The organism is Roseicyclus amphidinii (assembly GCF_030163755.1).
Taxonomy (GTDB): Bacteria; Pseudomonadota; Alphaproteobacteria; order Rhodobacterales; family Rhodobacteraceae; genus Roseicyclus; species Roseicyclus amphidinii.
Genome location: NZ_JASJOE010000012.1, coordinates 1 through 19,632 on the forward strand (window position 1 = coordinate 1; position 19,632 = coordinate 19,632).

The window sequence follows — 19,632 nt, forward strand, 5'->3', positions numbered from 1 at the left end:
ATGGCCGACGTAGTTCTCGGCCATGGCTTTCTGGGCGGCCTTATTGGACCGCAGGAACTCCAGATCGGCGAGCTGCATCTTGATGTCGAAGGCGCTCTGGTCGGGATAGCGGTGCATCATCGACGAGAACCACCAGCTGAACCGCTCGGTTTTCCAGACCCGCTTGAGGGCCTTCTCGGAATAGCTGTCGATGCCGTCGGTTGCGCCGGTCTCGTAGTAGTCGCGCAACCCGGTGTAGAGGTAGTGGACATCCGAGGCGGCCGTGTTGAGACCCTTGGCACCGGTCGGCGGCACGATATGCGCGGCGTCGCCACACAGGAACAGCCGGCCCCAGCGCATCGGTTCGGTGACGAAGGACCGCAGCGGCGCGATGGATTTCTCGATGGACGGCCCCGTCACCAGCGTCTCGGCCTGGTCGGCCGGGATGCGGCGCTTGAGCTCCTGCCAGAAGGCGTCATCGGTCCAGTCCTCGGGTTTGTCGCTGAGCGAGCACTGGATGTAGTAGCGGCTGAGCGTCGCGTTGCGCATCGAACACAGGGCGAAGCCGCGCTCGGAATTGGCATAGATCAGCTCGTGGTTGACGGGCGGCGTTTCGCTCAGGATGCCCAGCCAGCCGAAGGGATAGACCTTTTCGTATTCCCGCCGCACGTCCCGCGGGATGGTCTGCCGGCTGACACCGTGGAAGCCGTCGCATCCGGCGACGAAGTCGCAGTCGATGCGGCGCGGTTCGCCCTCGCGCGTGTAGGTGACGAAGGGGGCCTCGGTGTCGGCGTCATGGATGACGACATCCTCGACTTCGAACTCGATCTTGCCGTCCCCGGCCTCGCGCGCGGCGTAGAGGTCGCGGGTCACCTCGGTCTGGCCGTAGACGATGACCGGTGTGCCGGTGTGTTCGGTGAAGTCGATGCGGAACATCTCGTCGCCATAGGAGATGAGCGTGCCGTCGTGAACGTAACCCTCGGCGTGCAGGCGGTCGGCGCACCCGGCCTCTTCCAGCAACCGCACGAGACCCTGTTCGAGAACGCCGGCGCGGATGCGACCAAGCACGTAATCCTTGGTCTTGCGTTCCAGCACGATGCTGTCGATCCCGCGCGTCGCCAGCAGTTGCGACAGAAGAAGGCCGGACGGTCCGCCGCCGATGATTACGACCTGGGTTTTCATGTGATCCTCTTCGAAACGGTCCACGCATGATCCCATATTGAAAAGAGCAACAAAAATGAGAAAAATGCGAAGACACTTTCCAAATCGAGAAAGCAATGGATCGTCGCATCAAGTTCCGGCATCTCGATGCCTTCAGCGCAATCGCGCGGGCGGGCAGCCTGAAACAGGCCGCCGACGCGTTGCACCTGTCACAGCCCTCGATCTCGAAGACGCTCAAGGAGCTCGAAGAGATCGTCGGCGCCTCCCTGATGGAGCGGGATCGCGCGGGTGCGAAGCTCACCCAGGAGGGCGAGGTCTTCCTGCAGTTCGCCGAGCAATGCACGGCCGCGCTGCGGCATGGACTGCGCAGCGTGCGCTCGGGCGGGGCGGCGGCGGCCCATCTGAAGGTCGGGGTCCTGCCGAGTGTCGCCTCCAGCCTGTTGCCCGGCGCGGCGAGCGCATTTGCCGCGCAGAACCCCGATACGCTTCTGGAAATCCACGAAGGTCCGCATCATGACCTGACCTCTCGGCTCAGGGCCGGTCGGCTCGATCTCGTGGTGGGGCGGCTCGGACGCCCCGAGACCATGCAGGGCCTTGTGTTCCGGCAGCTCTACACCGAGGAAGTGGTCGTGGTCGCCGCCCCCGGCAGCCCGGCGGCGACGGTTCGCAGCTTCGAGGACATCGACGCGTTCCGCGTTCTCTACCCGCCCTCCGACTCCGCCATCCGCCCGCTCGTGGCGCGGATGCTGATCGCGCAGGGTGTGCCGCTGTTCCGGAACCGGATCGAAACCGCCTCGGCCGCGGTCGGACGTGCCCTGACGCTCGCCGATCCCGGAACGGTCTGGGTGATCAGCCGCGGTGTCGTTGACCGGGACATTGCCGAGAACCGCTTGGTTCAACTGGACATCGATACCGGGCCGACGATGGGGGCCGTCGGCGTGATGAGCCTTGCCGACGAGGTCCCCACACCGGCCAGCCGCGCCTTCGGCATCGCCCTGGGCAGGGCCGCGAAGCTGCGCAGGGCGGTGTGACGCCGGACGACGCCGAAATCGTCCGGCCGTCCGGGTGGCTCGCTTGGGGTGCGGGGCGCGGTTCCGGGTGCATATGCCACCGCGCGGACCTCGGGGGTCACTCCATCGGCATGGGGTCGAACATCGGCAGACCCGAGGCGGTCTCCAGCACCTCCTCCTGCATGACATCCCAGTGTTCCACGATCAGCCCGTCCTCGACGCGGAAGATGTCCACGACGATCAGGGGCGTCGGGCCGATCCCGCTGTAGCGGGCATGGATGGCGACCAGGTCGCCCTCGGCGATGACCATGCCGATTTCATAGGTGAACTCGGCAGGCAGGTTGGCGAAAAGCCCCCGGATGACATCGCGGCCCGAGGGGAACATGGGATTTCGCTGGGCGTAATCCTCGGCCCAGTAGCGGTCGATGGCGGTCAGGTCGCGCTCGATGAAAAGCTCGGTCACCGCGTTCACCACGAAATCGCGGGTCTGCGCATCGGCGCTGGCCGCGCCGGGCGCAAGACAGATCGCGGTGACCGCGAGGGAGGCGAGGGTGGTCTTCATGACGGGTGCTCCGGGGTTGGGGTCGGTTGCGCCGGGCCGATCCGGCGGGGCAGGGGCCGCTACTGCGCCGTCACGCCCAGCAGGCGCATGGCGTTTTCCTTGAGGATCAGCGGGCGCACCTCGTCCTTGAAGGGGGCGGCCTCGAAATCGGCGAGCCAGCGGTCGGGCGTGATCGCGGGCCAGTCCGAGCCGAAGAGCATCTTTTTCTTCAGCATCGAATTGGCGTAGCGGATGAAGATCTCGGGGAAGTATTTCGGCGACCATCCCGACATGTCGTAATAGACGTTGGGTTTGTGCAGCGCGACCGACAGCCCCTCCTCGGTCCATGGGAAAGAGGGGTGGGCCATGACGATCCGGAGGTCGGGGAAATCGACGGCCACGTCGTCGAGATGCATCGGGTTGGAATATTTCAGCCGCATCCCCATGCCGCCGCGCATCCCCGAGCCGACGCCGGTCTGGCCGGTGTGAAACAGCGCGATGGCGCCTTCCTCGGCGATGGCCTCGAGCAGGACGTAGCAGGCCTCGCGGTCGTTGGGGTAGAAGCCCTGCATGGTGGGGTGGAACTTGAAACCCTTCACGCCGAACTCGCGGACCAGCCGCCGCGCCTCGCGCGCGCCCGCGCGGCCCTTGTGGGGGTCGATCGAGGCGAAGGGGATCAGGATGTCGTCATTCTCGGCACAAAGCTGGGCGACCTCCTCGTTGGAGTAGCGGCGAAAGCCGGTCTCGCGCTCGCCATCCACGGGAAAGATCACCGCGGCGATGTTGCGCTCGCGGTAATAGGCGGCGGTCTGGGGGACGGTCGGCAACATGCCGTCGACGCCTGCGGGGTTGCGGAAATAGGCGGCCATGCCGGCCTGGAACTCGTTGTAGCCGTCGTCACGACAGGCGTTGCAGGGTTCCTCGGCATGGGTGTGGAAATCGATCGCCTTGATCTTGGAAAAGTCTACCATCCTGTGGTCCCTCGTTGGTTGCGGTGCCCGTCTTGCAGGTCGAAGACCGGGTGGTGTGCGTCGTGATCCGTCAGACCGTGATGATGCCCGGCCCGCCCGCGTAAAGCGCTGTGATCAGCTCCTGGTTGCCTGCGCGCATGGCGCGCTGGTTGAGCGAGCCTTTCTCGGTGATCTCGCCCAGCTCGAAACTGGGCGCGCGGGGCAGGATGGCTGCGCGACGGACCCGGCTGGCCGATCCGGTCGCGGCTTTTGCCGCCTGCGTCAGCGCCTGGGTCAGGGCGGCCTGCCGCTCGGCCTCGGGCATGGCCTGCGCCCGGTCCGACAAGAGCAACAGCGCGCCCAGCTGCGCCTCGTTCTCGCCCACGATCACCGCGTCGCGCACAAGCCCGCCCATCGCATCGACCAGCGCCGCGCGCACCGCGCCCACCGCGACCCATGTTCCGGTGTTCAGCTTGAAATTCTCGGCCACCCGCCCGTCGAAGAAGAACCCTTTCGAGAAATCCTCCGGATCGGCCGGGCGCAGCGCGTCGCCCATGCAATAGAACCCCTCTTCATCGAAGGCCTCGGCGGTCCTGGCCGGGTCACCGAAATAGCCGGGCGTGATCGTCGGCCCCTTCAGGCGCAGCTCCATCTTGCCGCCGGTGGGCACCAGTTTCATCGTCAGCCCGCGCGACGGGACGCCCACGTTGCCCGCCTTGTCCTGCACCTCGGTGCAGGCGAGCGCGAAGGGTGCCGTTTCGGTCGCGCCGAGGCCCGTGGCCAGCAGCACCTCGCGGCCCGTGGTCCTGACCGACAGGCGGCGCAGCGCGTCCCATGTGTGCTGCGCCATGCCCGCACCGGCGTAGAACATCATGCCCAGGTTGCCGAAGAAGGTCTGCGCCAGCGTGGCGTCGGCCTCCAGCGCCTCGACCAGCATGTCCCAGCCGACGGGCACGTTGAAATACCAGGTGCATTGCACCTCGCGCAGGTTGCGCAGGGTTTCTTCGAACTTGCCGGGCACCGGGCGGCCGTCGTCGATGTAATAGGTGCCGCCGTTGGTCAGCACGAGATACGACACCTTGTTGCCCGCCGCGGTGTGGTTCCACGGGGCCCAGTCCAGCACCACGGGCGGCGCTTGCTCGAGGAACCGGTAGCAGTCGCGCACCATGGCCTGCATGGCGCAGATCATGGCGTTGGTGTTGATGACCGCCTTGGGCGCGCCGGTGGAGCCCGAGGTCAGCAGGTATTTCACCACCGTCTCGCCGGTCAGCCCCGCGCGGGCGCGATCCGCGAGCGCCGGGTCACCGCCCAGCAGGTCGTCGAAGGACAGTGCGCCTTCGGGCGGCCCGTTGCAGGTGATCACCGCGCGCCCCGGTGCGGCGATGGAGGCGAAGGCGGCGGCGAACGCCGCGCCATCCTCGGCGAACAATGCGCCGGGGTGCAGGGTCGCCGCGATGTCCTTGAGCTTGCCGTGGTCCTTGGACACCAGCGAATAGGCCGGGGAGAGCGGCGCATAGGGGATACCGGTGTAGAAACACGCGGCCCCCAGGAGCGCATGTTCGAGGCTGTTTTCGGACAGGATCAGGAGCGGCCTGTCCGGCCCCAGCCCCATCGCCAGCAGCGCGCCGCCGATCGCCCTCGCCTTGGTGCGGGCCTCGGCGTAGCTGATGCGCTGCCAGTCGCCGCCGTTGCGCCGCCGCGCGATCCATGTCCGCTCGGGCGCGGCATCGGCCCATCTGTCGAGGTAATCGGCCAGCGTGGGAAGAAAGGCGGGCAGGGCACCCACCTGCGACATCAGGATGGTGCCGTCGTCCCGGTGGTCATAGGTGAATTCGGGCTGCCAGAAATCGGCCCGGCCGAGGCTGGTGGGTGTCATTTGCCCTGGCCCCCGGTTGGAGCGGTGCCGGGCGCTGTGCGCCGGAACGCTGGATGGTTGCCGCCGTCGGCCAATTGGTGTGGCCGGAGCGCGGATGTTGCCACCGCCGCTCGCGCCCCCGATACCTTTGCGCCTTGGGGCACGATGGCACCCAGCCCGGTCCGATACTGCACGCGTCCCTCCCTCGTGCTGCATGCTTTCGCATGTCACCATATCCAATTATGTTCAAAAGGTGAACTGTTTTGTTGGTTAGCAACCACGGGGGTTTCGGATCGCTCTTCGGGGCCGCTTCCGGGCTTGGTCCCCTTGGACGCGGCGAGCGGATTGATTGTTTCAACGGTTAACAATATAGACTGAAGGGACTGTTCCGTCCATGAAGGAGAGGCCGCATGGCACGCGCGACCGCGACACCGTCACCCGGCATCCTGCCGCCCGATGAGCATGCCGACCTCGAGGATTTCGTCGGCTACAACCTCAAGCGGGCCTATGTCATCGTGGATGCCGATTTTCGCCGCGCCCTCGGCGAGGATGGCCTTGCGCCGCGGGTGTTCTCGGCGTTGTCGCTGATCGTGCACACGCCGGGCATCACGCAAAGCGACCTCGCCCGCAGGCTGGGGATCGAGCGTTCGGGGCTGGTCGCCATCGCCGACGAGCTTGAAGCCCGCGGCTTCGTGATGCGCAAACCTGTGCCCGGTGACCGGCGGGTGCAGGCGCTGATGCCCTCTGCGGCGGGCAAGGCCGCCTATCTCGAGGCGCTGGAGACCGTGCGCGCGCATGAGGCGAGCCTGCTGGCAAGCCTGTCGAGCGACGAGGTCGAAACTCTCGTCGCCCTGCTCAAGAAGATCCGCCGGATCGGCGAGTGACCGCCACAGCCCGGCGAGGCCGGGCGATCCCCGCGCTCGGGCGCAGTCGCTGGCGCGCTGCAACGGCGTCGCGCAACAACGGGCATCCGGACCGGCGCCCCTTGTGGCGCGACATGCGCTACAGCGCGTCGATCACCCAGACCAGCCAGAGCGTGACGGCGGGGAAAGCCGCAAGGAAGATCACCCGGACGATATCGGTCACCACGAAGGGCAGGGCACCCTTGTAGGTCTGCACGATGGGCGTGTCCCTTGCCATCGAGTTGATGATGAACAGGTTCATCCCCACCGGCGGCGTGATCAGTCCGACCTCGACCACGATCAGCACGAGAATGCCGAACCAGATGCCGAAATCGGCCGGGCTCATCCCGAAATCGAGCACCGACATGATCGGAAAGACGATCGGAACCGTCAGCAGCACCATGGACAGGCTGTCCATGACGCAGCCGAAGACGAGATACATCAACAACACGAGGGTCAGGATGATCCACGGCGTGAAGCCCTGGTTGCCCACCCAGTCCGACGCGATCTGCGGCAGTTGCGTGAGCGACAGGAAGTTGTTGTAGATCCCCGCGCCGAGGATGATCAGGAAGATCATGCCTGAGGCCGCGGCGGTGGACAGGATGGCCTGCCGCAGCTTGCCCCAGGTCATCTCGCCCGTGGCCAGCGCCGCGATGCCGGTTCCGGCCGCCCCGACGGCCGCGGCCTCGGTGGGGGTGAAGATGCCCGCGTAGATCCCGCCCACGACCACGACGAAGATCGTGACGACCGGCCACACCTTGCCAAGGGCGCGGATGCGCTCGCCCCATGGAACCCGGTCCTTCACGACGGCGCTGTTGGGGGCGACGCGCACCCAGATGGCGATCACGACCATGTAGCCGATGGCCGCGAGGATGCCGGGGATGAGGGCGGCGACGAAAAGCTTCTCGATGTTCTGCTCGGCGAGGATCGCGTAGATCACGAGGATCACGCTGGGCGGGATCAGGATGCCGAGCGTGCCGCCCGCCGCAAGCGCGCCGGTCGACAGCGACCCCGGATAGCCGTAGCGGCGCAACTCGGGCAGGGCGACCTGGCCCATGGTCGAGGCCGTCGCCAGCGACGAGCCGCAGATCGCCCCGAAGCCCGCGCAAGCTCCGACGGCTGCCATGGCGACACCGCCCTTGCGGTGGCCCAGAAAGGTCTCGGCCGCGCCGAACAGCGCCCGCGACATGCCCGACAGCGTGGCGAACTGCCCCATCAGCAGGAACAGCGGGATGATCGAGAAGGAGTAGTTGGAAAAGGTGCCGTAGGTCAGCGTCTTGAGCTGGTTGAGCGTCATCATCGGGGTGCCGATCACCAGCCATGTGCCGCCGGCGCCGATGCCGATCATCGCCAGAGCGATGGGCATGCGCAGGAACACGAAGGCCAGCAGAAGCGGGAAGGACCACAGGGCAAGTTCGATGTTTGTCATGATATGTCCTAGCCCGCGATCCCGGCGACGCGGCGCAGGGCACGCAGGACGCAGAAGACGGAGATGATGACGAAGCCGACGCCCCCGGCCAGGGCTGCGGCATAGCCCTGCCAGACGGGGATCTGTGCGATCAGCGTCACCTCGCCGAAAGACATCTTGTCCAGCATGCCCAGATACAGCCGCCATGTCCCGACCACGGCGACGGCCAGCATGGCGATGTCGAACAGCAGGTCGAGCCCCTTGTTGGCCCAGCCCGGCATCGCCCCTTCCAGCAGGTCGACGCGGGCATTCGCCTCGGTCAGGTGGGCCCAGGGCAGAAAGGCGAAGATCGCGGCGGCCATGGCGATTTCGGTCATGTCGTAGATGCCGCGGATCGGACCGATCCCGATGTCGAGCGGCACGAAGACGCGCCCGATGATCGACACGCAGGTCAGCACGACCAGGCACAACAGCACGCCGCCGCCCGCAAGCGCCAGCAGCGTCGCAATGCCATGGGCGATCCGGTTCAGCAGCCCGTACATGAGCGTCCCTCTCGGTTGAAGGGTGTCGCGTTGGAAAGCCGGGGGCGCCGGAACGGTGGCGCCCCCGTCATGCGAAGCAGGCGGGGCTGTCTCAGCCGCCGTGCTGGGCGATCAGCGACCGCGCGCGCTCGATCAGCGCGGCACCGTCGATGCCCTGGTCGCCCATCTCCGAGACCCAGCGGTCGATCACCGGCTGAGAGGCGGCCTTCCAGCGCTCGACCTCGGCCTGGTCCAGCGTGGTGATCGTGTTGCCCGCGTTCACCGCGATCTCGCGCGCGGGCGCGTCCATGTCCCACATCACCTGAGAGGCGAAGCCCGACAGCGCCGCGCCGGATTGCTCGTCGAGGATCGCCCGCAGGTCTTCGGGCAGCCCCTCGTAGCGGGGCTTGTTCATCACCAGCACGATGGCCGCGGTGTAGAGCGCCTCGTTGCCCGAGAACTCGGTGTGGTTGCTGACCAGTTCGGACAGGCGGATCGCGGTCGTCACCTCCCACGGGATCACCGTGGCCTGCACCACGCCGCGCGAAATCGCTTCGGGGATGGCGGGCAGGGGCATGCCGACGGGCTCCGCGCCCAATTCGCCGAGCAGGTCGTTGATGATCCGCGTGGGGCCGCGCAGCGTCAGGCCCTGCATGTCCTCGAGCGTGTTGACGCCGTTCTGCGAATGGATGACGCCGGGGCCATGGACCCATGCGCCGAGCACCTTCACGTCGGAATACTCGTTGCCCTGGAAGTCCGTTTCGACCATGTCCCAATAGGCGCGCGCAGTGGCGACAGGGTTGGTCATCATGAAGGGCAGCTCGAACACCTCGGTCCGCGGGAAGCGGCCGGGGGTGTAGCCGACAACGGTCATCGACATGTCGACCACGCCGTCACGGGCCTGATCGTACAGCTCGGGCGGGCGGCCGCCCAGCGACATCGCGTCGAAATGCTCGATCCGGATGCGCCCGTCGGTCGCCGCCTCGACGCGTTCGGCCCAGGGCTTGAGGATCAACGCGGGCACCGGGGCCTGCGGCGGCAGGAACTGGTGCAGGCGCAGCGTGATCGTGTCTTGCGCGCGCAAGATCGCCGGCGCCGCCATGATCGCGGCCGCACCGGCAGAGGTCTTGATGAAGTCTCTTCTTTTCATGGTTTGTCCTCCCTTTTTCCCATGATCGTGCGAATGATCCGATTTGCGTGCAGCAGGTCAACTGCCATCACGCGGCCGGTGGTTCATCTGAACCGGGGCTCCCTTTTTTCGAGAAAGGCGCGCATGCCCTCGCGCGCGCCATCCGATGTCTGGCTCATTGCGGCCGCAAGACTTTCGGTGAACAGGCCATCCGAGCGCGACATGTCGTTGATGCGCGAAATCGAGTTTATCATGAGGTAGTTCGAGAACGGCGCGTTGTCCGCGACCTGCCGCGCGAGTGTCTTGGCCAGCGCCATCCCCTCGCCGTCGCCGACGCTGTAATGCGCAAGCCCGAGGCGCAGCGCATCCTCCGCGCCGTAGTTGCGGCCCGTCAGCATCATCTCGCGCATCCGGTCCGCCCCGATCAGTCGGCCGACCCGCACCGTCGCGCCGCCCCCGACGAAGATGCCGCGCCGCCCTTCGGGCAGCTGGAAGCGGGCCGAGGGCTCGGCGATGCGCACATGGGTGCAGGAGGCGATTTCCAGCCCGCCGCCGATCACCGCGCCCGTCAGCACCGAGATCACGGGCAGGCCGCCGAATTCGATCTGGTCGGCGACCCGATGCCAGTTGCGCGAATGGTAGACACCCGCGACCGGATCGCGGTGTTCATGCTCGGCCAGGTCGAGGCCCGCGCAGAAATGGCCACCCTCGCCGCGCAGGATCACCGCGTTCACGCCTTCGGGCGGGCTGCTGAAAAAGGCGTCGAGCTCGGCGATCAACGCGTCGTTCATCGCGTTGCGCTTCTCGGGACGGTTGAAGACCACGGTTGCGATATCGCCGTCGATTTCGGTCCGCGTGACCTTGCCTGCACGTGCCGTGTTTTCAAGCATGTCAGCCCCCCGTCGCTTCCGATTCCCACCTCGTTATAAACATAAACTGTTTTGCGACATAGCGTTTTGTGCGTCACGGGGACACTGTCGCGGGATGCCGACAGGGTGACGGGGCATTGGTGGCATGGTCCGGCGATGGGGTTATCGCGCCCGGTCGGCATCGTCTGCGACCGGAAAGCCGCCGAACGGGTCGCCTCACCCCGGCGAAAGCGCGATGGCGCGGGCGGTTGCGGGGCGCGCGAGGTTGCGCGCGATCCAGGCCATGACGTTGCTGCAGGACGTCAGCCGGTCATCCTCCATCATCGGGGCCATGCCGGCCCATGCGACGGCGGCCATGTCGGCGATGGAATAGGCCCCGGCGATGTAATCGCGCCCCTCGAGCTGCCGGTCGAGAACCCCGAACAGGCGCGCGGTCTCGTCCCGGTAGCGGGTCTCGGCATAGGGGATTTTCTCCGCAAGGCCGCGAAAGTGGTTGGCCTGGCCCATCATCGGGCCGAGCCCGCCCATCTGCCAGTGCAGCCATTGGGTGACCGCCCACCGCTCCTGCGGGGTGTCGCCGCCGAACCGGCCGGTCTTCTCGGCGAGGTATTGCAGGATCGCGCCCGACTCCATCAGGCTGATGCCCGTCTCGTGATCCATGATCGCGGGGATCTTGCCGTTGGGGGAGATGGCGAGGAACTCCGGCGCATGCTGTTCGCCTTTGCCGATGTTCACCCATGTGATTGCGTGGTCGAGGCCCATTTCCTCGAGTGCGATGGCGAGCTTGTAGCCGTTTGGCGTGCCCCAGAGATACGCGGTGATCATTCGGTCTTCACTTTCAGCTTGTAGGTTTTGACCGCCTCGGCCGAGGCGATCAGGGCATCCCTCACAGGGATGAACTCGAGGCCGAACACCCGTTCCGCCTTGGCGCCCGAAACGGCGAGGGTGCGCCCGACATTTCCCAGAACGCCCCTCGCGTCCTTGGAGAACACACCCATGAGGCGCAAGAGCCAGACCGGCGCCTCGCGCCCCGGCGTCTTGAGACTGGCGTCCCACGCCTTGAGCATCTCGCCCAGTTCCAGAATGCCGTGCGTCCCGCTCGCGGCGGCGAAGCGCTCGCCCCTGGTGGCCGCCAGCTCGATGGCCGCGACATGCATCCGCGCCACGTCGCGCACGTCGACGGCGACCATGTCCATGGGCGGCGCCATCGGCAACTTGCCGGTCATCAGCTGTTCGACCAGTTCCAGCGACGCGCCGAAGCGCCCGTCCATCGGCGGGCCGAAGACGGCGCCGGGGTTGATGGTGGTCAGCGCGATCCCGGGGTGCTCGGCCACGTAATCCCAGGCCGCCTTTTCCGCCAGCGTCTTGGATGCCTCGTAGGCCCCGACCGAAGGGGCGTCGGGCGTTGTCCAGTTGGCCTCGTCCGAGGGCTGCATCGGCGGCTTGTCCGCCTGCTTGTAGATCGCCGCGCAGGACGAGGTCAGGATCACGCGGCCGATCCCGGTGGCCGTTGCCGCGCGCATCGCCCGCACCGTGCCGTCGACGGCGGGTCGGATCAGGTCCCGCGGATCCTTGGGTTCCGTCAAGGGAAAGGGGGAGGCGGTGTGGATGAGAACATCGCAGCCCTGTAGCGCCTCCTGCCAGCCGTCATCGCGGGTCAGGTCGAGCATGGCGAATTCCAGCGCCGCATGGCGGAAGAGGGCCTGCACCTCTTCCTTGCGCCTGTCGGACCGGACCGAGGCGCGCACCTCGTATCCCTGTTCGAGCAACTCCCGCAGGATGTGCTTGGCGATGAAACCGGAGGCACCGGTGACGAAGACCTTGGTCATTTGGGTGTCCCCTTTGATCAGGATGATGATGGCGCACCGGCGGACTGTCCGAACGGTGCCGCTTCAAGCCGGTCCGAAACCGCCGGTTTGCCGAAATCGTGCTGACCGCTGTTCACGGCTTGCGGGCCAATCTTCCGGCCCGGAACGCCAGGATGCCGATAGGAAGGAGCATCAGGATCTGGATGAAGGCCTGGCCATACACGACGCTTGCGACCACGAAGACCAGTGCCAGGGCGATGTACTGAACGCCGATATATGTCGGCAATGCACCGGCATCGGGGTCGACCCCATCCTCTCGGCTGGCCCGGAACAGGGCGAATGAGGACAAGAGCAGGACGACGGAAATCATGTGCCAGGCCGCGTGCAAGGTGGCCTGCACCAGGTCCGGCGCATCCGACGCCAAAAGGGGCGCCACGACTGCCATCTCGCCGATGACGATGTGCACGACCGCAACGGCCAGGTTGATGAGTGACGCAGAGAGCAGGAGCTTCTTCATGTCGGTCGGGCCTCAGGTTCGGGTTTCAGGGTGACCGAGGTCGGCGAGCGCTTCGCCCCCCCGGTCGCGCCGCTGCGGTCACGGGGAGAGGTGCGGCCGTCCTGCCTCACTCGGCGAGGGCTTCGATCAGCAAATCGGAAAACAACCGCGTGCTGTGCTGTTGCTGGCCTGTGATGATCCGACCGTCGCGGATGGCGAAGGGCGCGAGCGGGGCAGCGGCCTCGAAGGTCGTGTTGGGGTTCTTCCGCGCCTCCGTCTCGATCGTGTAGGCGTTGACCGTGGTGCCGAGGGCCGCGTTCATCATCTCCTCCTCGCTGTCGGGATAGCCCGTCCATGTCTTGCCATCGGCGAGCAGCGTCCCGTCGCTCAACCTGACCCACAGCATCAGGCAGGTGCCGTGGCAGATCATGCCGACGATCTTTCCGGCTTCGTGGAACCCGGCGATCAACCGGTGGAGCGCGGTGTCGTCCTTGAAGGTGACCAGCGGGCCGCCGCCGCCCGCAACGCAGACCGCGTCATAGGCGTCGATATCGACCTCGGCGATGGAGGGGGTGTTCTCCATGAGCCTGCCGAAACGCGCATGGTGCTTGAAGCCCAGCGTGATCAGGTCGTCGGGGTATTGCGTCGCCGCGTTTTCCGGGTCCGAGAAGCCGTCGAATTCGACCTTGCCGCCCTTGGGGGACGCGATATCGACGGTGCAACCCGCCTGCACGAGGTCGAAGAACGGGCCGGTCATCTCTTCGGCGAAGAACCCGACCGGAAACCCCAACAGCGTGGCGGGGTTCGAGACGATGTAGAGAACCTTCTTGCCGGTGACGTCGGGCCCGGCATGGCGGCGGATGACGGAAGATGCGGTCATGGTCCCTCGCTGAGATCGGTTTCGCTGATCTCAAACTGGGCACTCCGCTCTGCCGCGTCACTCGCCGCGCGTGCCAGATCACTTGCGGTATGCGCCAGCCTGGGCCCGCGTGCGCTGCGCCTCGCGCCAGGCCTCGGGCGTGGCGTCGGTCCAGCGCCGAAACGCCCGGAAGAAGGAGTTCGGATCCTCGAAACCGAGCAGGAAGCTGACCTCCGCCGCGTTCAGCTTGGTGGTCTTCAGGTAATGCTGCGCCAGCCGCATGCGCGCGGAATTCAGCACGTCCAGCCAGGTTGTCCCTTCCTCGGACAACCGCCGTTGCAGCGACCGGCGGCTGACGGCAAGCTCGCGGGCGACGTCGTCGATCTGGGTCCGCCCGCTGGGCAGCAATTCCAGTAGGGCGTTCTCGATCCGGGCCCGCATGCTCAGGGCGTCGCGGGCTTCCTCCATCCGGCGCCGCAGGCCGGGCTCGAAGGCGTGCCACATCCGGTCGTCCTGCGTCAGGAAGGGGCGCAGGGCGTCCATCGGATCAAGGGTGAAGGAGGCGCTGTCGCCCTGCGCGACCGGGCAGCCGAACCAGTCCTCGAACGCCGCTTGGTCCTGCACCGGACCCGGCAGGCAGACGGAACGGGGCACGACACGATGGCGCGTCGCGCGCCGCAGGAGGTTGACGAGGAAGACAAGCTCGGTCGCGGCCATCACCACCGGCATGTCGGGGCGGGACTTGCAGCGATAGGTGAACCGCGTGGCATCGGGGTGCACATCGACATCGAGGCTGAAGGCGCCGACAAGGCGCTTGAACTCCCCCAGCCGCTGCCCCGCCACGGTCATGTCGGGCGCGCAGATCGCGGCGAAGACGGCGGGGTCGAAATACTCGCTCGCCTCGACTTGCCCGAGGCGCAGGGGAAGCGTCGGGGACTGCGCCTCTGCATCGAAGCTCTCCCAGAGCGCGTAGAACTCGTCCAGCGAGATGCGCGAGCCATCCCCGTCCAGGAGGCCGCCGGGCAAACCCGCACGGCGCAGGACCGCGACCCGGCTCAGGCCGAGATCGGCCAGCAACAATCGCCAGACCTTTCCCACATGCACTGTCGGCTGATCTGGCGCTTGCCGCATGGGTCCCTCCGGTCCCGCGTGAATATCGTGCGCAACACGTTCGGCCAAATGCCTTTTGCGCCAAATCACTTGCCCTCTGCGCCGACAGCATGTCGCCCGTGATCGAAACGCCCCTCACCAGCCGGGGCCGAGGGCTGATCCATCCGGTCGGCGCCAAGGTCGGGTCTTGCGGGGCTCAACGGCCCCGTCGCTCGCTTCGCACGTCAAGCTCCTTGCGCATCGACAAGGGCTCGCGCCCGAGCCGGTCGGTGATCAACCCGATGATCCCGCGCGGCGCATAGAGCGCGAAGAGCATCGCCACGCAGCCGATCCCCGTCAGGTACCAGGCACCGAAATCGCCGAAGGCCTCTTGCAGCGCGAAAAGCAGCAGCGCGCCGAGCACCGGACCGAGGAAACTGCCAAGCCCGCCCACCAGCACCATGAACAGCATGAAGACGGACCAGTTGATCCCGAAGGCCGCACGCGGCTGGTACGTGATCGCCGAGGCAAGCCAGAGCGTCCCGGCGATGGCGCAGCCGAGCGCGGAGATCAGGAAGATCGTGCGCTTGACCCGCATCGTGCTGACCCCGACCGATCCGGCGGCTTCCTCGTCGTCGCGGATCGCCTGGCTTTCCCCGCCCAGTCGGCCGCGCAGCAGCCTGTAGCTGACCGCGAGCACGAGGATCGCGGATGCCACTGCCATGAGGTAGATCGCGGTGCGGCGCAGATCGGCGTCGATGGCGTTCAGGGTCACCAGCGAGCGGCCGGTTTCACCCTGCACCAACGGATCGAACATGATGACCGACCTTATCGCCTCGGCCAGAACCCACATCGCCACGGCGAACTCGGCCGCCTTGAGGCGCAGCACGAACCACGACAGGGGCCAGGCGACCAGCAGCACCACGACAGCGCCCGCGATCAGGGCCGGGAAGGGCGCCATGCCGGCCTCGGCCAGCCGCAGCACGAAATAGCCCGCCAGCCCGATGAAGGCCTGCTGGCCCACCGACACCAGGCCGGCAAACCCCGCCAGCAGGTTCCACGACACGGCGAGGATGATGTAGATCATCAGCAGCGTCAGCTTGTCCACGATGAGGGGCGATCCGAACAGGGGCAGCGCCAGCAACAGTCCCGCGAGCGCTGCACCAAGGCCGATCAAAACCTTGTCGAGCCGCGACACCGCGGCGAGGACATGGGTGTGGCTCATGGCAGATCTCCTGTCCGGCGGGCGTTGCGGCGCAGTCCGCGCGCGGCAAGCGCGGCCCGGACCGAGGCGCGCCAGCCGCCATGATCCGCCGCCCAGCTGCGCCCCAGGCGCCAGATCAGCGCCGCCACGAAGACCAGGTGCCCGGTCAGGAGCGACGCCTGGTTCGAGATCAGGCCGCCGAGGGCCTGGCTGACCCCGAGGATGATCCCGCCGATCAGGGTGCCCCAGATCGACCCGATCCCGCCGATCACCACCGCCTCGAAGGCGAAGATCAGCTGGGCCGGGCCGGAATAGGGCGTGACCTGCCCGCGCATCGCAAGGAACACCCCGGCCAGCGCCGCGAGGGCCACCGCGATGGCCGCCGCCGCCCGATGTGCCCGGCGCGCATCGACGCCGCACATCTCGGCCGCCTCGGGATCGGCGGCGGTGGCCCGTATCGCGCGCCCGAGCCGGGTCTTTTTCAACACCAGGTGCAGCGCGCCGATGACCAGCACGGCCGTCACGAAGATGATGACGGGCAATTGCCCGACGATGATGCCCCCCGGAAGGCTCCAGCCCGCCCATGAGAGCGTGCCGATGTCCGCCCCAAGCGACCGCGTGTTCGATCCCCAGATGCCGAACATCCCGTTCTGCAGCGCGGCCCCGAGGCCGATGGTCACCAGGATCGGCAACAGGAAACCGCCCCGCATCGCGCGTTCGAACAGCGTCTGGTGCATGAACCAGCCAAGCGCCGCCATCAGCGGCAGCATCACCATGATCGCGGCGAGCACCGGAAGGCCCGCACCCTGGATCAGCGCAAGCGTCAGAAGCGCGCCCAGAACGGCGAGGTCGCCGTGGGCGAGGTTGATGAAGCGGACCACGCCGACCATCAGCGACAGGCCGACCGCGATGATCGCGTAATAGCCGCCCAGGAGCGTGCCCTGGACGAGGGCCTGAAAGAATGTGTCAAGCATGGCGCGCCTCGTCGTCATGGATGCCGAAATACGCGGCGGTGATCTGGGCCCGTGTGAAGTCGGCGGGCGGACCCTGCAATTCGGACCGGCCCTCGGCCATGCACAGGACCCTGTCCGCGAAGCCGAGCGCGCGGGTGAGATCCTGCTCGACAAGCACGATGCCCATCTCGCCGCTCTCCCGGATCGCGGAGAGCGACTGGTAAAGCCCCTCGATGGCGGCGGGCGACAGGCCCAGCGAGACTTCGTCGAGAAGGATCACGTCGGGATTGCTCAGCAGGGCCCGCCCGATGGCGACGGCCTGGCGTTGCCCGCCCGAAAGACGGCCCGCCGGCACATCCAGAAGCGGCTGCAGTTGCGGGAATGCGCCCAGCACCCGGTCCATGTCCCAGCCGCCTGCGCGGCCGTTCTCGGCGGCCACGCGCAGGTTCTCGGCGACGGTCATGTCGGCAAAGAGCCTGCGCCCCTCGGGCGACATGGAAATGCCACTGCGCACCCTCTCGAAGGCGCGCTCGGCGGTGATATCCCGGCCTGCAAGGGCAATGCGTCCCCCGGCCGGGACATGTGCGCCGGCCAGCGTGCGCATCAGCGTTGTCTTGCCGGCCCCGTTGGCGCCGATGATGCACAGGGTCTCGCCGCGCTCCAGCGTGAAGCCGATGCCGCGCACCGCCGTCAGGAGGCCGTGGCGGCAGGTCAGGTCGGTTACGCTCAGAAGGCTCATTCGGGATCGCTCCCCAGGTAGGCGCGGCGGACGGAGGGGTCCTTCATCACCTCTTGCGGGTCGCCCTCGGCAAGGACGCGGCCCTCGGCCATGCAGACAAGGCGGGTCACCACCTTCAGCAGCGCGTGGAGGATGTGCTCGATCCAGACGATCGTGAGACCGGCGGCCTTGAGGCTGTCGATCAGCGCGATGAGCTTCACGAGCTCGGCCTCGGTCAGTCCGCCGCCGATCTCGTCCAGCAAGATGACCCTGGGCCGCGTTGCGATGGCGCGCGCCACCTCGAGCCGCTTGCGGTCAAGCAGCCCCGTCGCCGCGGCCGGCACGTTGGCCAGCGGCATCAGGCCCGTGCGCGCCAGCACGTCCGCCGCCAGGTCGCGGGCCTCGGCTTGACCGGCGCCGCCGCCCGCCTGCGCGGCGACGAGCACGTTTTCGAAGACCGTCATGCCCAGGAACGGACGCGGCACCTGGTAGGTGCGCGCAAGCCCGAGCGCGTTGCGCGTCTCGGCGCTGGCATGCGTGATGGCCTGTCCGCCAAAGGAAATGCGCCCCTCGTTGACGGGAAAGGTCCCGGCGAGCGCGGCGAACAGCGTGGTCTTGCCTGCGCCGTTCGGGCCGACGACGCCGACGGCCTCGCCGTCGCGCACGTGGAAGCTGACCGTGTCGAGCGCCCGGAGGCTGCCGAACCGCTTCACGAGCCTGTCGGCCGACAGGACAACCGCGCGGGGCGGGGCGTCGTTGTGCAGGTCGCCCGTGCCGGGAGAGGGGTGCTGGGTCATGTGCCGGTCGTCATCCTTGCGAAGGGGCGGAACGGGACGCCGGGAAAGACGCCCCGTTCGCATGTCTGCGGTCAGCCGCCGATCCGGTAGGGCTGCAGCTCAGCCGAAATCGGCACGTTCGGCGCAAGGGCATTGGCCGTGATCCTCAGGTCGAACTCGTAGGGACCGTCCTCGGCGCGCACCCATTGGCAATTGACCAGCGGCGTGGTGGCGATGCCGGGCATGGGCCCGTTTGCGAAATCGACCGTTCCCACCGCGGTTTCGGCCGTCAGGCTGCCCAGGGCGCCGGCGACCGCCCCCTTGTCCTTGGGGTTGCCCGATGCCACCAGCGCGGCCATCGTCACGTCGAGAACCGCGGCCTGCGCCCCGGCCTGCTGCGTCCATTGCTTGCCGATCGCCTCTTCGAAGCCCGTGGCGAGCTGGGCGCTGGTCAACCCCGTCGCGGGAGAGCGGGTCGGGAAATCGCGGTGCCAATAGGCCCCGGTGCACAGCCCGTAGCCCAAGGGGCCGAGCGCCTCCATCTCGGCGGCGAAGAGCCCCGCCTTGGCCATCTGCATGATCTTCACCTCCTGCGCGAGGCCAAGCTGCGCGGCCTGGCGCCAGAAGACGGGAAAGTCCGGCGGGAAGGGGAAGGCGTTGACGATATCGACGCCATTCTGTTTGAAATAGTTGATCTGGTTCGAGAAATCCGACGACATGTTTTCATAGGGACCCGCGTCGAAAATCTCGAAGCCGCGCGCCTCGAGGGCCGGGAACAGCCCCGCCCGGATCGCGTTGCCATCGGCATCGTTGGGCACGAGCATGCCGACCCTGCGGTTCGTCTCGATCTTGCCCCAGCCATCTTCGTAGAGCGGGGCGAAATCGCCTGCACCGAAGCTGAAATGGAACGTCCAGTTGAAGGACCGTTCGCCGGGCCGTCCACCGCGCCCGAAGAAGAACGACTCCCATGGCGCGATCGAGGTGATCGACGGCACGCCGGCCGCCTCGCAGGCATCTGCGACGGGGTTGGTGGTCTCGGGGGTGGAGGAGGCGATTACGATGTCGGGGGCCTGCCCGTTGATGAGGTCGCGGGTCTCCTGGCTGGCGCGGACCGGGTCGGACTGGGTGTCGACGAGGATCACCTCGATCCCGTAGGTCCGGCCACCGATGGTGACGCCATCGGCATGGTTGGCCTTCAACACTTCGCTCAGCCAGGGATCGGCCTCGCCGAAGATGCCCAGCGGCCCCGAGCGCGGGCCGACCCAGCCGATGCGGATCGTGTCGGCATGGGCATCGGCAGAGACCCGGGTCGACAAGGCTGGCGACAGGGCCGCGGCTCCGGCCAGCGCCGTGAACTGGCGGCGGTTCAACTTTGGTCCAGACATTCTTTCTCTCCTCCTCGAA

The 19,632-nt window shown here is 67.2% G+C and carries 20 protein-coding genes; 2 read left to right on the forward strand and 18 right to left on the reverse strand.

The genetic code is table 11. The features are described 5' to 3' along the window. The coding region (gene pobA, locus QQK83_RS05955) for a 4-hydroxybenzoate 3-monooxygenase (RefSeq protein ID WP_284262561.1) at positions 1–1,161 on the reverse strand (1,161 nt) is incomplete at its 3' end. A 95-nt stretch (positions 1,162–1,256) separates the two neighbouring features. Between pobA and pcaQ the strand changes: the two genes are divergently transcribed. Then, entirely contained in the window at positions 1,257–2,171 is a 915-nt protein-coding gene (gene pcaQ, locus QQK83_RS05960; RefSeq protein WP_284262563.1) for a pca operon transcription factor PcaQ, read from the forward strand. 97 nt (positions 2,172–2,268) lie between these two features. Here pcaQ and QQK83_RS05965 read toward each other — a convergent pair whose 3' ends face one another. From QQK83_RS05965 to QQK83_RS05975, 3 genes are all read right to left on the reverse strand, one after another. Continuing rightward, entirely contained in the window at positions 2,269–2,712 is a 444-nt protein-coding gene (locus tag QQK83_RS05965) for a nuclear transport factor 2 family protein (protein WP_284262566.1), read from the reverse strand. A gap of 59 nt (positions 2,713–2,771) precedes the next feature. Next, a complete protein-coding gene (locus QQK83_RS05970) occupies positions 2,772–3,662 on the reverse strand; it encodes an amidohydrolase family protein (protein WP_284262569.1) in 891 nt (296 codons plus the stop codon). A gap of 70 nt (positions 3,663–3,732) precedes the next feature. Next, positions 3,733–5,517, reverse strand: coding sequence for a feruloyl-CoA synthase (locus QQK83_RS05975; protein WP_284262571.1), 1,785 nt, complete (start codon positions 5,515–5,517; stop codon positions 3,733–3,735). Positions 5,518–5,906: 389 nt separating this feature from the next. Between QQK83_RS05975 and QQK83_RS05980 the strand changes: the two genes are divergently transcribed. Further along, positions 5,907–6,380 carry a MarR family winged helix-turn-helix transcriptional regulator gene (locus QQK83_RS05980; RefSeq protein WP_284262573.1) on the forward strand — a complete coding sequence of 158 codons (474 nt, stop codon included), beginning with the start codon at positions 5,907–5,909 and terminating at the stop codon, positions 6,378–6,380. Positions 6,381–6,498: 118 nt separating this feature from the next. On the opposite strand, the gene QQK83_RS05985 is transcribed toward QQK83_RS05980, so the two are convergent. The 14 genes from QQK83_RS05985 to QQK83_RS06050 all read right to left on the reverse strand — a co-directional run bounded on the left by QQK83_RS05985 (position 6,499) and on the right by QQK83_RS06050 (position 19,613). Further along, positions 6,499–7,827: a TRAP transporter large permease gene (locus tag QQK83_RS05985; protein WP_284262576.1), complete on the reverse strand. Its 1,329-nt coding sequence runs from the start codon at positions 7,825–7,827 to the stop codon at positions 6,499–6,501. A gap of 8 nt (positions 7,828–7,835) precedes the next feature. Further along, positions 7,836–8,348, reverse strand: a complete 513-nt coding sequence (locus tag QQK83_RS05990) for a TRAP transporter small permease (RefSeq protein WP_284262578.1) — start codon at positions 8,346–8,348, stop codon at positions 7,836–7,838. A 91-nt stretch (positions 8,349–8,439) separates the two neighbouring features. Next, the gene (locus QQK83_RS05995; RefSeq protein ID WP_284262580.1) at positions 8,440–9,477 is read right to left on the reverse strand and encodes a TRAP transporter substrate-binding protein; all 1,038 of its coding nucleotides are present in this window, start codon (positions 9,475–9,477) and stop codon (positions 8,440–8,442) included. Positions 9,478–9,560: 83 nt separating this feature from the next. Beyond that, complete coding sequence (locus QQK83_RS06000; protein ID WP_284262582.1) at positions 9,561–10,346, reverse strand: crotonase/enoyl-CoA hydratase family protein; 786 nt, start codon at positions 10,344–10,346, stop codon at positions 9,561–9,563. A 195-nt stretch (positions 10,347–10,541) separates the two neighbouring features. Next, positions 10,542–11,150, reverse strand: a complete 609-nt coding sequence (locus QQK83_RS06005) for a glutathione S-transferase family protein (RefSeq protein ID WP_284262583.1) — start codon at positions 11,148–11,150, stop codon at positions 10,542–10,544. Next, the gene (locus QQK83_RS06010) at positions 11,147–12,154 is read right to left on the reverse strand and encodes an SDR family oxidoreductase (protein WP_284262585.1); all 1,008 of its coding nucleotides are present in this window, start codon (positions 12,152–12,154) and stop codon (positions 11,147–11,149) included. Before QQK83_RS06010 ends, QQK83_RS06005 begins: the two co-directional genes overlap by 4 nt. A 112-nt stretch (positions 12,155–12,266) precedes the next feature. Beyond that, the gene (locus QQK83_RS06015) at positions 12,267–12,650 is read right to left on the reverse strand and encodes a hypothetical protein (RefSeq protein WP_284262587.1); all 384 of its coding nucleotides are present in this window, start codon (positions 12,648–12,650) and stop codon (positions 12,267–12,269) included. A gap of 106 nt (positions 12,651–12,756) precedes the next feature. Next, positions 12,757–13,509 carry a type 1 glutamine amidotransferase domain-containing protein gene (locus tag QQK83_RS06020; RefSeq protein ID WP_284262589.1) on the reverse strand — a complete coding sequence of 251 codons (753 nt, stop codon included), beginning with the start codon at positions 13,507–13,509 and terminating at the stop codon, positions 12,757–12,759. 78 nt (positions 13,510–13,587) lie between these two features. Then, on the reverse strand, positions 13,588–14,619 hold the full coding sequence (locus QQK83_RS06025) for an AraC family transcriptional regulator (protein ID WP_284262591.1): 1,032 nt from the start codon (positions 14,617–14,619) through the stop codon (positions 13,588–13,590). Between the two features lie 175 nt (positions 14,620–14,794). Continuing rightward, a complete protein-coding gene (locus QQK83_RS06030; protein ID WP_284262593.1) occupies positions 14,795–15,802 on the reverse strand; it encodes a branched-chain amino acid ABC transporter permease in 1,008 nt (335 codons plus the stop codon). Then, positions 15,799–16,755 carry a branched-chain amino acid ABC transporter permease gene (locus tag QQK83_RS06035; RefSeq protein WP_284262595.1) on the reverse strand — a complete coding sequence of 319 codons (957 nt, stop codon included), beginning with the start codon at positions 16,753–16,755 and terminating at the stop codon, positions 15,799–15,801. Before QQK83_RS06035 ends, QQK83_RS06030 begins: the two co-directional genes overlap by 4 nt. Continuing rightward, positions 16,748–17,473: an ABC transporter ATP-binding protein gene (locus QQK83_RS06040; RefSeq protein WP_284262597.1), complete on the reverse strand. Its 726-nt coding sequence runs from the start codon at positions 17,471–17,473 to the stop codon at positions 16,748–16,750. The genes QQK83_RS06035 and QQK83_RS06040 overlap by 8 nt, the downstream gene beginning before the upstream one ends. Then, positions 17,470–18,249 carry an ABC transporter ATP-binding protein gene (locus QQK83_RS06045; RefSeq protein WP_284262599.1) on the reverse strand — a complete coding sequence of 260 codons (780 nt, stop codon included), beginning with the start codon at positions 18,247–18,249 and terminating at the stop codon, positions 17,470–17,472. Before QQK83_RS06045 ends, QQK83_RS06040 begins: the two co-directional genes overlap by 4 nt. Positions 18,250–18,320: 71 nt before the next feature. Then, entirely contained in the window at positions 18,321–19,613 is a 1,293-nt protein-coding gene (locus QQK83_RS06050; protein WP_284262601.1) for an ABC transporter substrate-binding protein, read from the reverse strand. Positions 19,614–19,632: the final 19 nt, after the last annotated feature.